The organism is uncultured Veillonella sp., from assembly GCF_937981445.1.
Taxonomy (GTDB): Bacteria; Bacillota; Negativicutes; order Veillonellales; family Veillonellaceae; genus Veillonella_A.
Map to the genome: position 1 here is coordinate 1 of NZ_CALJON010000014.1, position 13,192 is coordinate 13,192.

Here is a 13,192-nt window from a genome sequence, read left to right on the forward strand (position 1 = left end):
GAAATAAGTAGCTTAGTGAAATAAGTAACTTAGTAGAAATAAGTAGCTTGAGTATTTCATGGCCTACCATGGGTGGGCTATAAAGAAGTAGGGGATAGTATGGAAAAGCAGTATGAAACAGAACATGTAATTGTCACGTGGCAGCCGAGTATTCGTAAGCATGCGGGCAAATGTGTAAAAGGATTACCCGCTGTATTTGATGTAAAACGGAAGCCTTGGATTATGTTAGAAAATGGTAGTGAAGCAGATATTAAGCACGTAATTGACCAATGTCCTTCTGGAGCACTTAGTTATAAAGAAAAATAAGAGATTGTTGTAACGAAGAGGAGTTATGTATGATTCAAATTAAATATGAACCAGAAAATAGTCGCGCCGCAGCCTATGATAAGGATAAAAATATAGGTGAAAGCACGTATTCAAAATCGGAGGCTATATGGATTATTGACCATACTTTGGTAGATGAGGGGTATGGCGGACAGGGAATTGCTGGTAAATTAGTGGCTGAAATTGTAGCACAAGCAAGAGTAGCTGGTGTGAAAATTTTACCTCTTTGTCCATTTGCTAAGCGTGAATTTGAAAAACGCCCTGAATATGCTGATGTAGCCTTATAATTCAAAAGTATACTTGGCAGTTGTATATATTACAGTAGCCATAGGTGTAGTAAAAAACGAACAAGAATAATAAAAAAAGAACAAGAATAATAAAAAACTGCAAGCCTCATGTAAACTGGCGGACTCTTTAGATAATCATATATACAGAGTTCGTTCATACATACACGAATGCTTGCAGTTTTTATTTATAAAGAATAGTCTTTTCGAATTTGTTTAAGCAAGGCGTTGCAACTTACGCTAATATCCTCATAGGTTTCTTCAAAATTACCGGTATACCATGGGTCCTTTACATCGCGAGATTCATTGACAAAGCTGAGCATTTTATATACTTTATGATCCTTGTCTGGACCGATGACACGTTCTAAATTACGTTTATTATTTTCGTCCATAATAATGATGTAGTCAAAGTGCACATAATCTTCTTTTGTGATTTGACGCGCTTTACGTGGTCCAAAGGGAATGTTCATCTCTTTGAGTTTGCGCTTTGTACCTGGATGGGTGTCATTACCAATTTCTTCACGGCTTGTAGCGGTGGAACTGATTTCAAAGGCATGTGCAAGGCCGGATTCTTTTACGATATGCTTAAAATAAAATTCAGCCATAGTGGAACGGCAAATATTGCCATGGCATACAAACATAACTTTTATCATAAGGGCCTCCTTTGACGAGTCATTCTGAGGGATATATTAAAAATGGTGGACACCGTTTTTCGTAGTAACTATTGGTGCTAACAATAATTTCTCTGTGACGGTAATTTGTGTATAGGTAATTGGGCGTAGACGTAATTTTGGTGGTAGTAAATTTTTAGTGGCCGTAATTTTCTTGTTCTAGCACTTATTTTATAAGAAATATAAAATGAGCCCTGCCATGCCACTAAAGCCTTTCATAATGAAATTACTAGCGGGGATTAAAATCATACTCAACAATGGGGAGTAGATTAATAAGATTAAAATGATAAAGCTAAAGCGCTGCCATTGCCAATATTTCATTTGCCAAGACGGTGATAGGAAGGCCGATACAATATGGGCCCCATCAAGTGGTGGAATAGGCAATAAATTAAATACAGCAAAGTTAATATTAAGTAATAACATGGAGCGCAATACGCGTACGAGACCATCGGATAATTCCCAATTATAGTAATAGGCTAATACTAATGCTATAGCCGCAATAAAGGCCACAATTAGATTGGCCATAGGTCCAGCGATAGATACTAACACATCGCCTAATTTTTTATTTTTAAAATTGGCTGGATTAACAATAACTGGTTTAGCCCAACCGAATTGCAGTAATAAAATCATAAGAAAGCCAAGCCAGCTAACATGCGCAAAGGGATTCATGGTGAGACGGCCGTAGCGTTCAGGCGTATCATCACCTAGCCAACTGGCCACCTGGGCATGGGCATACTCATGTACTGACATAGCTACAATGATGGCCGGTAAGGCAGCAATCATTGACATAATATAATAATTGTCCATTAGACACTCCTTATTTTAAATATATGGATTGATTTTTATTGATATTCTATACCGTTATAGTATACCGTAAAATTTCGATATAGGCAAAATTTTACGTTTATATTCGTATCATTAGTCCTAGTGCGGGGTGAAAGAAATAAATCGTATCATTGATACGATTTAAAAGGTTGCATTAATCAAGAGGGGCTTACTATAATGTGGGTAACGAATTCGTATTCTTACTTATTGTATTACGAGGAGGATATAGATGAAGGCAAGAGCAGCGCAACGCATCGTAATTCCACATCAATTATTAGTTCAATTGTATGTAGAGGAAAAGCTGTCGTCCTGGCAAATCGCTAAAAAGCTAAAATGCAGTCAAGATACAGTAATTCGGAGATTACATGAATACGGTATTCCCATTCGAAGTCGTCGTATTGAATTGCCCTTAGAGGAAGCAATTAGCCTCTACGAACAAGGGGTGGGTGTGAAGCAATTAGCCAAGCGTTTTAATTGTTCCCATACAACGATGGCGAATCGTCTTAGAGCCTTAGGTGTGTTAAAAGAAGTCAAGTCGCCTGTACTAACACCTTTATCTAAGGCGGTAGAACAGCGAATTGTGCAAATGTATAAGAATGGTCAAAGTGCTACTTATATTGGGCGTATTTTGCATGTGAGTCGTTGGATTATATTAGCCACATTGCGTCGTTTAAAGGTTCCTATTCGCTACAGTAATAAGCGGATTGCTGTGAATGTAGACGAGTTGGCTTATTTATATGAAGTTCATAAATTATCGACCACTGAGTTAGAGGATATTTATCATGTTAAGGCGGGAACTATTGGGGAACGCTTAAAGGAACATGGCATAAAATTGCGGGGTCATAATTTAAGCATTAATGCCTTTGAGGTGTATAGTCGTTACAGTCAGGGCGAAAGCCCTATGCAAATTGCAGAAAGCCTAGGTTGTTCTTATACAGCTGTGCGGGCGCGGTTAATAAAATGGAAGAAGCGTTCATAGGAGCTGTATGATTGCTCGTAAGGGATATGACTAAGCAACCTTTTTGAAGAGGTAACTTGTGGCTATTGATGATTTCTGTGACGGTTCATTCTGAATGATAGGCGTATAAAACATAAATAGATCATTACTGTGACGGTTCATTCTGAAGTGATAGGAATATAAAACCTAAATAGGCCATTACATAGGTTAAATAAACTATAGATTGTATCAAAGGATAGACTGAATTAAAGATACTAGTTTATAATGAATGGTATATAAATTTTATAACACATATTATATGTGTGGAATGGAGCGTTACATGGAAATACTTGATGTATTACTGGCCACATTGCCGTATTTAGGAGCCGGTCTTGTGGTAGCCATCGTGTCCCGGTTTACGGGTGTGGCAATGTCTTTTTTATTAGTCCCTACTTTGCTTTATTGGGGGGCTACGCCACTAGAAGTGGTGGCATTTATGCTTACCTTTGTGGTGTATAATAATTTCACCTTAGAAACACAGGATATGCGCTTAGACATGAAAAACTTGTCCTTTTTTAAGGGCTGGCGATTGGTGTTGCCTTTAATTGTATCATTGATCTTGGCCTTTATTGCACCGCCTGTGTCAGTAGCCTTTTTTATTCTTTGCTTTATCCTAGAATTAGGCGCCGTTGTATATGGTAAAATTGATGACCGCGAACGCCCTAAGTTTAGCACAGTTATGGGCTTTGCTGTTATGGCCACTATTTGGGCTGTTTTGGGCGTAGTTCTATTGCCATGGTTACCAAGTCAATATTTTTATGGCCTTGTAGGACTCATGATATTAGTCATTACAGCCATTGCCTGGTATGCTGGGGCACATCGAAGTGCTTGGCGCGGTATGTGGTCCCAACTTTGGTGTTTTGCTTCCTTATTCTTAGGGGCTTTTGGTTTAGAATTTACCTCTTATATTAAAGGCTTGCGCCGGAGTCCACGATCAGCTATGGACAGCTTATTTCCTTTAATTGCTGTTATAGCGGCGCTTTTTGGGGCGGTAGCGATGTATTCTATTCATAATATTTTTGCCATGCCATCGCTTATGGCTGCGGTGGGGGCAGCGTTAGGAACACGTGCCTTTGGCGTATATGAATATAGCAAGCAGGGCAGTTTTTCCTACACCGCTATTGCTGTAGCAATCTTGGCTGCTGTATGCTTATTACTTGTAGGTCCGGTGCCTACGGGCTTGCCTAATTTAGAAGGCTTAATGTAATTAGTGATTATTTACTACCGTATATGACTTATACCGTAATAATGGGGGAATAGGTTGCTGCCAATAAGTAAATAAGTCGTTAAAAATAAGTGAATACGTGAATAGGGATAGAACTTCATAAGTGTTTAAAAATTGATGTTGACAAAGAAAAATTTCTTCGTTATAATAGTAAAGTACGTTATACACTTATGGAGAGGTGTCCGAGCGGCTTAAGGAGCATGATTGGAAATCATGTGTGCGGTTATACCGTACCGAGGGTTCAAATCCCTCTCTCTCCGCCATATTAGCACTGTCTGAGTTTTCAGGCAGTGCTTTTTTTATACTTCTATTGACAAATGGTAGGTTTAAATTTACTATACAGATGAAATAAACTTGTAGTTAGAGTATATGGCGAAGACACTGATAGTGTTTCATATAAAGGGGCGATATTGATAACATGGCAGAGGTATTTGATTTTTCAAAAGGCAAGGCTGCGCTAGAAGCTAGAAAAGTTAGGGAGTCAAGCATGAAAGCTCCAACAAAAACGTTTCGTCAGGACATATTGGAAGAGATTCGCCAAGATGTAGCCACTCATGGTATCGATGCAGTTTTAGGGGCTTCGGGAAAGAATATTTTATCTGTTTATGAAAAGATGAAGGAAACCTTTGGCGTTACTACGGAGTTCACAAGCCCAGAAGCACTTAATGTCATGAAAAATTATTTTGATGCCCTCTTTGATAGTGTAGGGGATGTTGATTTTGACGATGAAGCATTAAAAAACGAAACTATAAAAAAGCTTGATGAGATTATTGCTCGCACAGAAGGATTGAAAAAAGAGCATCATGTAGAGAGGGAGAATAAAACGTATAGGGAGACTAAAGGAAACAAAGAAGTAAAAGAAAATAAAGACGCTAAAGAAAATAAAGACGCTAAAGAAAATAAAAAAGCTAAAGAAATTAGATTCAATAAAGAGGACACATAATTTTACTCGGACACACAGCTGTCCGAGTTTTTTGTTAAGGTTAAACTAGTGAAACCCTATCCATGTTTTTAGACCGTATAGAAGGATTTTATAGTGTCTTTAACGAATTAAAATATAAGGTATAAATTGGTTGTGGTTAATTATAGAGGGAGCGTGTGAGATGCCAAAACCATTATTGCATAGAATGGGTGGTCCGCAACTTAAAGAGAGAACCAATCAAATGCAGTCATTTCAGGACTTACAATTACAGAAAAAAGCCTCATCACAGGGCCTATTAAGAGAGGCTGATGTGCGCCAACGATTGAGACAAAAGCGCAGTGAAGCCTATGTGGAGTTATTGGGGAAATTAGATGCAGGACAACAGCAATTATCACAGGCTTATATCGATGAAGTTGTGGCGGCCATAAAGAAGGAATTTCCTGAACTGACCCTTGATGTATTTCCCCTTGGCTTGGTGGCCAAATGCTATTTAGGTGAGCCCTATGAGGTGCATACCTTAGACTTGCAATCAGGGGGCATTATTTATCATTATAAACGAGGGGAGCCTATGCCAGGCGTATTAGAGCGTGCTAGAGGCTTGGCTATGCGCAGTGAATATGCATTTATTGAAGTATATAATGACACATTACGGCCGGTGCGCCGTGATGGGAGCGTTACAGTTATTAATCTAAAGGAGTAAGGGGATGTCAGATTAACGTATTATATCTTTGGCCAATTTAGCCATTATTGAAAAATCATTAAGTAATTTGTCACATGAAATCAATGCTGTACATGGTGATGTGTATGAAGTGCAAGGGGATGTGGCACGAGTTGAGCAGAAATTAGATGAGTTAACTGAAGCCTTTTGGGCCTATGTGGAAGAAGATCAGGCCGCTAAAGCCTTACAATTAGCTCATACAGAAATTATTCAGTTACAGCAACAATTAGAAAAAGAATTTGGTCATTATGATGAAGTTCGGCGCTACACAACAGGGATTTTACAGGCCGTAGATATTAATGTAGTGCGCAAAGAAACTATATTGCATTGTACGGAAACTTTGATGCTCAATGCGCCTAAATATTGGTTAGCTCCTTGTTTGATTGCGTTGGCTGCATGGATTAGTGATAATCGTGAATTGGCGGATAAAGCATTAAAAGAGGCCTTGCGTCGTGATGATGAAAAAACCTCTTTGCTTTTTGCTTTAATCACTCGTCGTGCTGGGCGCTATGAATCCTGTTTACAGTGGTTGGAGCGCTATTTTAGTATGCAAAATCCATTGCATATGGAAAGCAAAATGATTATTATCCTAGAAGCCTTTTCCAGTGGTTTATTTGGGCCTGACTTAAAGGGCTTATGTGAAGAAACTATTATGAGCTGGATGAAGGAATTAGAGAACCAGCCTGATTTTACGGAACAGCAAAAAGAGCAGTGGAGTGAAGCCTTAGAAGAGCGAAAAGTTCAAATCGATGATGGGGAAACACGTTTTCTCAGTTCCTATGTGACGAATTGGCCTGATATGAAAGCCGCCCTTGAATGGGCTCGCACTCATAAGGAGATTAAGGTGTATTTTGAGCAGATTATTAATAAAGAGCAAAATAATGCTGCTCAGGTAGAAGAACAGGTTGATTATTTGCTCACTGATTTAGTGACGAATTTTGACAAAGAAGAATTGCCATTGCGACGCGAAATTAAGAAGAACGAATTGATTATTAAGCATAAAGGTCATATAAAGGGCTTAGAAGATAAAATCAAGGAAAAGGCGAATGAGTATGAGCAACCGGTTGATTTTTCACAACATTTAACTGATGTAGCTATGCAGCGCCGTGATAAAAGCGTGTATCCTTCCACACAAAAATTAGCCATTGCCATGTCCAAGGATTGGATTAAAGAAAGTTATGAAGACTTAACGGCCATGTATCGCATGCAAATGCCTTATGAATATGAGCTCTCTATTGATGGTTGGACTGGTATTACTACAGATGGGTACAATGAGTTAGAGCTCTTAGAATCCTTACACAATGCCATTGATACGGCCTTTGTTAACGAGTATAGTACTCTTAAAGTAGGGCTAGGCACCTATGTTCTAATTGCCTTAACGGTGGTTTCGATTTTATTAGGTTTTGGAGCACCTTGGCTCTTTATTGGTACAGCCATTTTAGCTCTTTGCGTATATGGTACTGTGGGCGGCATTAATACAAAGCGTGAAGAACTTTGTGCTCGTTATCGTGACTATCAAGTTAATTTAGAAGGATATTTACAAGGGACCTTAGCAGAGTTTGTAGATTATCAGCGTGAATTTAATATGGAAGATAAAAATGCGGAAGCCGTTATTGAGTTTTTAGACGGATTATCAACGAAGCATTTTATTATGAACAGTAATGATGCGGTGCGTCAGGTTATACGATGAAGTAAAGTTTACATATAGAGCATGAAACCAGCGATTTGATTAAAGCGTATGAGTAATTAATAAAGGGGCTATATATGAGTCAAATTAAATCCATAGGAGATCAGGGGTCTTCTATTACAACGATACAGGATACTAATCCAGTAGGTGGGGCGCAAGCTGCTCAGCAAGGGAGTATAAAAAAAGAATCATCCAGACCATCGATGATTAAACCAATTAGAAGTAAAAGGGATACAGGGGTAACTTCTGAAGAGTTTGCCTCAAGTTTACCTGAGTGGGATATAGTGCCACCATTAGTGGCTGTGCGGAGGATACGCAAACGATGAGACAGCTAAGGGTGTATGCTGAGTGGATGGCATATTTTGATGAATTAGAAAATGCACCTTGTGATGTGCAATTATTAACGCCTGCTAAGACGGGTACTTTACCCCTTAGTCAGGAGGTGGCAGCACGTTTTATAAAACGGATTTTTGCTTTGGTAGAGTATCGCATGAAACGCAATGAAGCAAGCTTTGACCGCATTATGCAGTTTGCCACAGATGAGTATAGCTATAGCCAAGCTTTATTAGGCATGAAAAAAGAGTTTACCTTTTTGAAGAAGCTCGTCAGGATTCCCGTGCTCCCTGAAGAATATCAAACTCAATTAGTACAGGATGTTCAAGAGGTGGCAGATAACACACAACAATCCTTAGAATCATCAGCTCAAAGTCGTGATCGTAGTGGTGTTTTAGCTCATTTGGTGCGCAGCAATAAAGTTAATGGATAGGCTAGATAGGGCTGAGGAGATAGTATGGATAAAATAAAATGTATTGAAACACTAACGCGTTATTCCATAGCGCGTATCCCGTTTATTGCGTTTAATACCATTGAACGAGCACGGGCTACTGATATATTAAAGGAAGTAGCACGAGATTTAAATTTACCATTTTATGTGCACACCATGTCGAAAGGCATGAGTGAATTGTTGACTAATAAAACAATTAATGAAGACCGCACGGTGATGGGGGCATTGGATTTTATTAGTGAACAAATTCGACAACGAGAGAATCTAACCTTTGTATTAACGGAAGCCCCAGATATTGAAAATGATAGCTTATTAGCTAGATATTTCTTTGATGTAGTATCGCTAGCAGAACTTCATGGTGCTGTGATTATCGTCATCACCTCAAGCACTGTGTGGCCTCAATTACAGCGCCTTGGCATGAGTGTTGAATTGGAGTTCCCCAATGAAGAGGAGATGTACCAAATTATCAAAGATAATGTGACGCAATACTCTAGAGACATTCAAATTGAATGGGACGAGTCAGATATGAAAGATGCTGCCAGCACTTTGGCCGGTGTGAGTCAAATGGAAGCGCAAAACATAATCGCTTCTTTAATTGCTAAGCGAAGCATTACTAAAGCTGATTTAACAGAGCTTAAGTTTATGAAAAATAAACTTGTATCGACCATTAATGGCTTGGAAAAAATCGATGTGTCAGCCGATATTTTAGACATTGGTGGTTTAGAAAGCTTGAAAAATTGGCTCAATGATAAGAAAAAACTGCAAAATCCTGAAAAACGTGAAGAATTAAAGCGCCGCGGTTTACAACCACCCCGTGGCATTCTCTTAGTAGGGGTTCCTGGTTGTGGGAAATCTTTGACTGCTGAGGCGGTGGCAGCGAGTTGGCAATTGCCTTTATACCGATTAGATTTTGCTACAGTACAGGGCCAATATGTGGGGCAAAGTGAGCAACAATTAAAGGCTGCTTTTACTACGGCAGAACAGGTGGCACCTTGCGTGCTCTGGATTGATGAGATTGAAAAAGGTTTATCTGGTGCAGGCTCTGACTCCTCTGGAGTTACGAATCGCTTGGTAGGTCAATTCTTATTCTGGATGCAAGAATGTAAGAAATTAGTTTTTGTTGCTGCCACAGCCAATGATGTATCCATGCTCCCATCGGAACTATTGCGGCGTGGACGCTTTGATGAACTATTCTTTGTTGATTTGCCTACAGAAGAAGAACGAAAAGAAATATTGACCTTGTATTTACGTAAGTATCTCAAATCTGAAGTCGGGGATGAGCTCATGAAACAAATGGTAGATATTACGAATGGTTTTACTGGAGCCGATTTAGAATCCTCAATTCGTGATATTGCCTATCGTTTGATTGCTAATGAAGGGCTAGAGCTCACCGAAGAATTGATTCTTACATCCCTTACGAATGTAGTGCCACTTTCAAAAACAAGTCCAGAAAAAATTGAAGCCATTCGCGATTGGGGCCGAGAACGGGCTGTACCAGCTTCTGGCGTCCCCATTGGTGGTCGTGAAGTAGATAGTAACAAGCTTGTTCGTAAAGTCCTTGTGTAATTAAAAGATCGCTACACATATGAGCTATATTGGGGTTGTATTAGGGCTATAGTAATATAAGGGCTATAGTAAAAGGAGGATATATATGTTTTGTATGAAATGCGGTTCGCAGCTTGCGGATGATGCAAAGTTTTGTACGACTTGTGGGACGGCTACTGATAATGTAGGTGCCGTGCCAAGTGGTATAGCAACAGCTGATGGGACTGGTTCAGTACCTACTGTGCCACCATCAGCAATGGTGCCACCGGGAGGTCAAGGTGTGCCTCCTATGGCAGCAGATGGGGGGATGCCACCAACCGGTAATGGCCAACAAGTTGGAGACATGCCGATGGCAGCATTGCCTCCAGATCAAAATAATGCCAATGCATATGGTGCAGGTCAGCCTGGTGCGGTAGGTGTTGATGAGTTTCCATCTACAAAGAATAATTTTACATATAGAAAACGTTCATTTTGGGATATATTATCCGGAAAATGATAATCTATACTAATTTTGCATGCATAAAAATGGATTCACATACTATTTTCTCATTAGAATACAGTATAATGAAGAAGTAATAGTCTGTAGAAAGGGGGTTACAAATGATTGTAGGGCTTTTTATTGGAGGCCTAATCTTTCTTGGAATTGAATTTATGGTGCCAGGATTTGGTGTATTTGGTTTAATTGGCATGATGTCCTTGTTAGGCTCTCTCTACTATGCTTTAGGGGCTGATGTTATGGCCGCCGTCATTGTAACCATTGTTGCGGTGGTGGCATTATTCCTCACCATTTGGGTACTTAAACAATTCCCTGATAGTCGTCTAGGTAAAAAACTTACCCTTACTTTAGAATCCACTACTGAGAAGGGGTATACAGGTAATGATGATCGCCATGATTTGTTGGGCAAAGAAGGGGTTGTTCAAACCGTGCTTCGCCCTTCTGGCAAAGTGATTATTGATGATGAACCTGTCGATGTAGTGACTGATGGTGAGTTTTTAGAAGTAGGGACCATGGTGAAAGTCATTGCCACTACGGGGGGACGTGTGGTAGTGCGGCCCATACACTCCTAGGGGTTCCTAGGTATGGTACAGCTAGGCCGAGTATATGGACCTTTCTTGGTTGATTGTAGAAAGCTTGTAGAAGCATGTTAGACATAATGTAGCAGTATTGTAGAAAAGGAGCGTTTTATGGCAGAGTTAATGAATTATAGCTTTGTATTTGTCATTGTTGGCTTAGTTGTATTCATTTCGATTTTCTTGCATTTTGTTCCCTTAGGGCTATGGGTATCCGCCTTAGCTGCTGGGGTTAATGTGGGCATCTTTACCCTTGTAGGGATGCGACTTCGGCGTGTAGCACCAGCTCAAATTGTATTGCCTTTAGTTAAGGCCAATAAGGCGGGGCTCACGGTGAATGTAAATCAATTAGAAGCTCACTATTTAGCTGGTGGGGATGTAAACCGCGTTGTAGATGCTTTAATTGCAGCAGAACGGGCCTCCATCCCATTGACTTTTGAACGCGCTGCAGCTATTGACTTAGCTGGCCGTGATGTATTAGAAGCGGTACAGATGAGTGTTAATCCAAAAGTAATTGAAACACCGGTTATTTCAGCGGTGGCCCAAAATGGTATAGAACTTAAAGTTCGCGCCCGTGTAACAGTGCGAGCCAATATTGACCGCTTAGTCGGCGGTGCTGGGGAAGCAACTATTATTGCCCGCGTTGGCGAAGGCATTGTTACTACTGTAGGTTCCTCGGAGCAACATACAGATGTATTAGAAAATCCAGATCACATTTCTCGTACAGTACTTAATAAAGGTCTTGATGCCGGTTCGGCCTTTGAAATTCTTTCCATTGACATTGCTGATGTGGACGTAGGACGAAATATTGGGGCCCAACTTATGACGGATCAGGCTGAAGCCGATAAGAAAATTGCGCAAGCAAAAGCAGAAGAACGTCGTGCCATGGCAGTAGCCAAAGAGCAAGAAATGCGCGCTTATACGCAGGAAATGCAAGCTAAGGTTGTGGAAGCACAGGCAGAAGTACCACAGGCCTTGTCCCAAGCTCTTCGAGAAGGTCATATGGGTGTTATGGACTACTATAATATGAACAATATTATGGCAGATACTAAAATGCGTGAAACTATTGCTGGCGATGAAATGACCGACTTATCGGGAGAATCTGGCACGAGTCAAAAATAAGGAGGACGATAGATGGATATTGGTCTTCTTGTCATTTTGTTTATCATTGGCAATGTGATTCTCAATAGTAAAAAGAAAAAGCGCCGTTATGGGGACGGTGAAACTAGGCCTGAAGACTATGAAGTGGACCAACAATCGGAATCTGGTAATGAGGAATTTGAACTTCCTCGAAACAGTAGAAGGTCCACGGAGGTAGAACGGCAATCGCCCACTCATAGTCAAGAGATGGAACATCATGAGACTCGAGACGTTCTAGGTCATATGAAGCGGAAAAAAGCGGCGTATACTTGGGAAGAAATGGAACGCCAATATGGCATTCGCATTGAACAAAAAGAACAACCCCGTCGGGAGTCTATGGACAGGCCTTCCTCCGTTAGAGCCTCTTCAGATAGAGACGATTCGGATTGGGTTTCAGGAGGTAGAAACTATTCAGAAGGGGCGTATTCGGGGAGAGACAAATCGGAGTCTTCTCGCAGAGATGTTTTCACGACTTCGACGGAAAGGTCTAGAGAGTATGAAAAGTCTGAGGCTCAGCTTTATGTGGAACAACAAGCTCAGCGTAGGAACGCAGCGAAACGAGCTCAACCAGAGTCTCTCGGCGATGAGTATAGGCAAAAAAGGACCCATAGTCGTTATATGCATATACCAGGCTCACATGGGCGAGGCACATTGCCACCTGGCGGTTTAAAAGCCGGTATAAGATGGTCCATGATTTTAGAAAAACCAAAAGCGTTGCAACGGCAACATCGATAAATAAAAAAAGACTGTAATATTATTATGTTGAGCTGTTACCAAATGTAATGTTTCACTTTTATTGGTGGGCAGTAATTAACATAAAATAGGGCAGTCTTTTTTGTTTTATGTAATGAACTATTAAAATACAGATTAGTTTGAAATGGTTTATTATACTATTTACTTAAATCCTACAATAATGATAGGATGGAGACATACCCTGTATTGACTGTAGTTTTTTATCATGTTACGATTAACACAGCGTAGAAATTATGAATAATCCTA

16 protein-coding genes and 1 tRNA gene are annotated in these 13,192 nt (G+C 40.2%); 15 read left to right on the forward strand and 2 right to left on the reverse strand.

Going from position 1 to position 13,192, the window contains the following annotated elements; genetic code table 11:
- Nucleotides 1-99: 99 nt before the first annotated feature.
- On the forward strand, nt 100-306 hold the full coding sequence (locus Q0376_RS02770) for a (4Fe-4S)-binding protein (RefSeq protein WP_298703810.1): 207 nt from the start codon (nt 100-102) through the stop codon (nt 304-306).
- Between the two features lie 29 nt (nt 307-335).
- Nucleotides 336-611, forward strand: a complete 276-nt coding sequence (locus Q0376_RS02775; protein WP_298703812.1) for a GNAT family N-acetyltransferase — start codon at nt 336-338, stop codon at nt 609-611.
- A gap of 185 nt (nt 612-796) precedes the next feature.
- Here the strand turns inward: Q0376_RS02775 and Q0376_RS02780 are convergent, their stop codons facing one another.
- On the reverse strand, nt 797-1,261 hold the full coding sequence (locus Q0376_RS02780) for a low molecular weight protein-tyrosine-phosphatase (protein WP_298703814.1): 465 nt from the start codon (nt 1,259-1,261) through the stop codon (nt 797-799).
- 189 nt (nt 1,262-1,450) lie between these two features.
- Entirely contained in the window at nt 1,451-2,086 is a 636-nt protein-coding gene (locus Q0376_RS02785; protein ID WP_298703816.1) for a site-2 protease family protein, read from the reverse strand.
- Between the two features lie 247 nt (nt 2,087-2,333).
- Between Q0376_RS02785 and Q0376_RS02790 the strand changes: the two genes are divergently transcribed.
- The 13 genes from Q0376_RS02790 (at nt 2,334) to Q0376_RS02850 (ending at nt 12,928) form a co-directional block, all read left to right on the forward strand.
- Nucleotides 2,334-3,083: a helix-turn-helix domain-containing protein gene (locus tag Q0376_RS02790; RefSeq protein ID WP_298703818.1), complete on the forward strand. Its 750-nt coding sequence runs from the start codon at nt 2,334-2,336 to the stop codon at nt 3,081-3,083.
- Nucleotides 3,084-3,381: 298 nt separating this feature from the next.
- Complete coding sequence (locus Q0376_RS02795; protein WP_298703820.1) at nt 3,382-4,308, forward strand: hypothetical protein; 927 nt, start codon at nt 3,382-3,384, stop codon at nt 4,306-4,308.
- A 190-nt stretch (nt 4,309-4,498) separates the two neighbouring features.
- Nucleotides 4,499-4,589 (forward strand) — tRNA-Ser (locus Q0376_RS02800).
- Between the two features lie 155 nt (nt 4,590-4,744).
- On the forward strand, nt 4,745-5,269 hold the full coding sequence (locus Q0376_RS02805) for a hypothetical protein (protein ID WP_298703822.1): 525 nt from the start codon (nt 4,745-4,747) through the stop codon (nt 5,267-5,269).
- A gap of 160 nt (nt 5,270-5,429) precedes the next feature.
- On the forward strand, nt 5,430-5,948 hold the full coding sequence (locus Q0376_RS02810; RefSeq protein ID WP_298703824.1) for a hypothetical protein: 519 nt from the start codon (nt 5,430-5,432) through the stop codon (nt 5,946-5,948).
- Nucleotides 5,949-5,976: 28 nt separating this feature from the next.
- Entirely contained in the window at nt 5,977-7,656 is a 1,680-nt protein-coding gene (locus tag Q0376_RS02815; RefSeq protein ID WP_298703825.1) for a hypothetical protein, read from the forward strand.
- 74 nt (nt 7,657-7,730) lie between these two features.
- On the forward strand, nt 7,731-7,979 hold the full coding sequence (locus Q0376_RS02820) for a hypothetical protein (protein ID WP_298703827.1): 249 nt from the start codon (nt 7,731-7,733) through the stop codon (nt 7,977-7,979).
- A complete protein-coding gene (locus Q0376_RS02825; RefSeq protein WP_298703829.1) occupies nt 7,976-8,419 on the forward strand; it encodes a hypothetical protein in 444 nt (147 codons plus the stop codon). Before Q0376_RS02820 ends, Q0376_RS02825 begins: the two co-directional genes overlap by 4 nt.
- A 24-nt stretch (nt 8,420-8,443) precedes the next feature.
- The gene (locus tag Q0376_RS02830) at nt 8,444-10,003 is read left to right on the forward strand and encodes an AAA family ATPase (protein WP_298703831.1); all 1,560 of its coding nucleotides are present in this window, start codon (nt 8,444-8,446) and stop codon (nt 10,001-10,003) included.
- An 85-nt stretch (nt 10,004-10,088) separates the two neighbouring features.
- Nucleotides 10,089-10,478 carry a zinc ribbon domain-containing protein gene (locus tag Q0376_RS02835; protein WP_298703833.1) on the forward strand — a complete coding sequence of 130 codons (390 nt, stop codon included), beginning with the start codon at nt 10,089-10,091 and terminating at the stop codon, nt 10,476-10,478.
- Between the two features lie 104 nt (nt 10,479-10,582).
- Nucleotides 10,583-11,050 (forward strand): NfeD family protein, encoded by a 468-nt coding sequence (locus Q0376_RS02840; RefSeq protein ID WP_298703835.1) that lies wholly within the window; start codon nt 10,583-10,585, stop codon nt 11,048-11,050.
- A 117-nt stretch (nt 11,051-11,167) separates the two neighbouring features.
- Nucleotides 11,168-12,175, forward strand: a complete 1,008-nt coding sequence (gene floA, locus Q0376_RS02845; protein ID WP_298703837.1) for a flotillin-like protein FloA — start codon at nt 11,168-11,170, stop codon at nt 12,173-12,175.
- Nucleotides 12,176-12,187: 12 nt separating this feature from the next.
- Entirely contained in the window at nt 12,188-12,928 is a 741-nt protein-coding gene (locus Q0376_RS02850) for a hypothetical protein (RefSeq protein WP_298703839.1), read from the forward strand.
- Nucleotides 12,929-13,192: the final 264 nt, after the last annotated feature.

Bases quoted from the DNA above. Each gene is read 5' to 3' on its own strand.
- Q0376_RS02825 (WP_298703829.1), top strand. From the start codon at position 7,976: ATGAGACAGCTAAGGGTGTATGCTGAGTGGATGGCATATTTTGATGAA.
- Q0376_RS02770 (WP_298703810.1), top strand. From the start codon at position 100: ATGGAAAAGCAGTATGAAACAGAACATGTAATTGTCACGTGGCAGCCG.
- Q0376_RS02795 (WP_298703820.1), top strand. From the start codon at position 3,382: ATGGAAATACTTGATGTATTACTGGCCACATTGCCGTATTTAGGAGCC.
- Q0376_RS02840 (WP_298703835.1), top strand. From the start codon at position 10,583: ATGATTGTAGGGCTTTTTATTGGAGGCCTAATCTTTCTTGGAATTGAA.
- Q0376_RS02835 (WP_298703833.1), top strand. From the start codon at position 10,089: ATGTTTTGTATGAAATGCGGTTCGCAGCTTGCGGATGATGCAAAGTTT.
- Q0376_RS02830 (WP_298703831.1), top strand. From the start codon at position 8,444: ATGGATAAAATAAAATGTATTGAAACACTAACGCGTTATTCCATAGCG.
- floA (WP_298703837.1), top strand. From the start codon at position 11,168: ATGGCAGAGTTAATGAATTATAGCTTTGTATTTGTCATTGTTGGCTTA.
- Q0376_RS02775 (WP_298703812.1), top strand. From the start codon at position 336: ATGATTCAAATTAAATATGAACCAGAAAATAGTCGCGCCGCAGCCTAT.
- Q0376_RS02785 (WP_298703816.1), bottom strand. From the start codon at position 2,086: ATGGACAATTATTATATTATGTCAATGATTGCTGCCTTACCGGCCATC.
- Q0376_RS02820 (WP_298703827.1), top strand. From the start codon at position 7,731: ATGAGTCAAATTAAATCCATAGGAGATCAGGGGTCTTCTATTACAACG.
- Q0376_RS02790 (WP_298703818.1), top strand. From the start codon at position 2,334: ATGAAGGCAAGAGCAGCGCAACGCATCGTAATTCCACATCAATTATTA.
- Q0376_RS02805 (WP_298703822.1), top strand. From the start codon at position 4,745: ATGGCAGAGGTATTTGATTTTTCAAAAGGCAAGGCTGCGCTAGAAGCT.
- Q0376_RS02810 (WP_298703824.1), top strand. From the start codon at position 5,430: ATGCCAAAACCATTATTGCATAGAATGGGTGGTCCGCAACTTAAAGAG.
- Q0376_RS02780 (WP_298703814.1), bottom strand. From the start codon at position 1,261: ATGATAAAAGTTATGTTTGTATGCCATGGCAATATTTGCCGTTCCACT.
- Q0376_RS02850 (WP_298703839.1), top strand. From the start codon at position 12,188: ATGGATATTGGTCTTCTTGTCATTTTGTTTATCATTGGCAATGTGATT.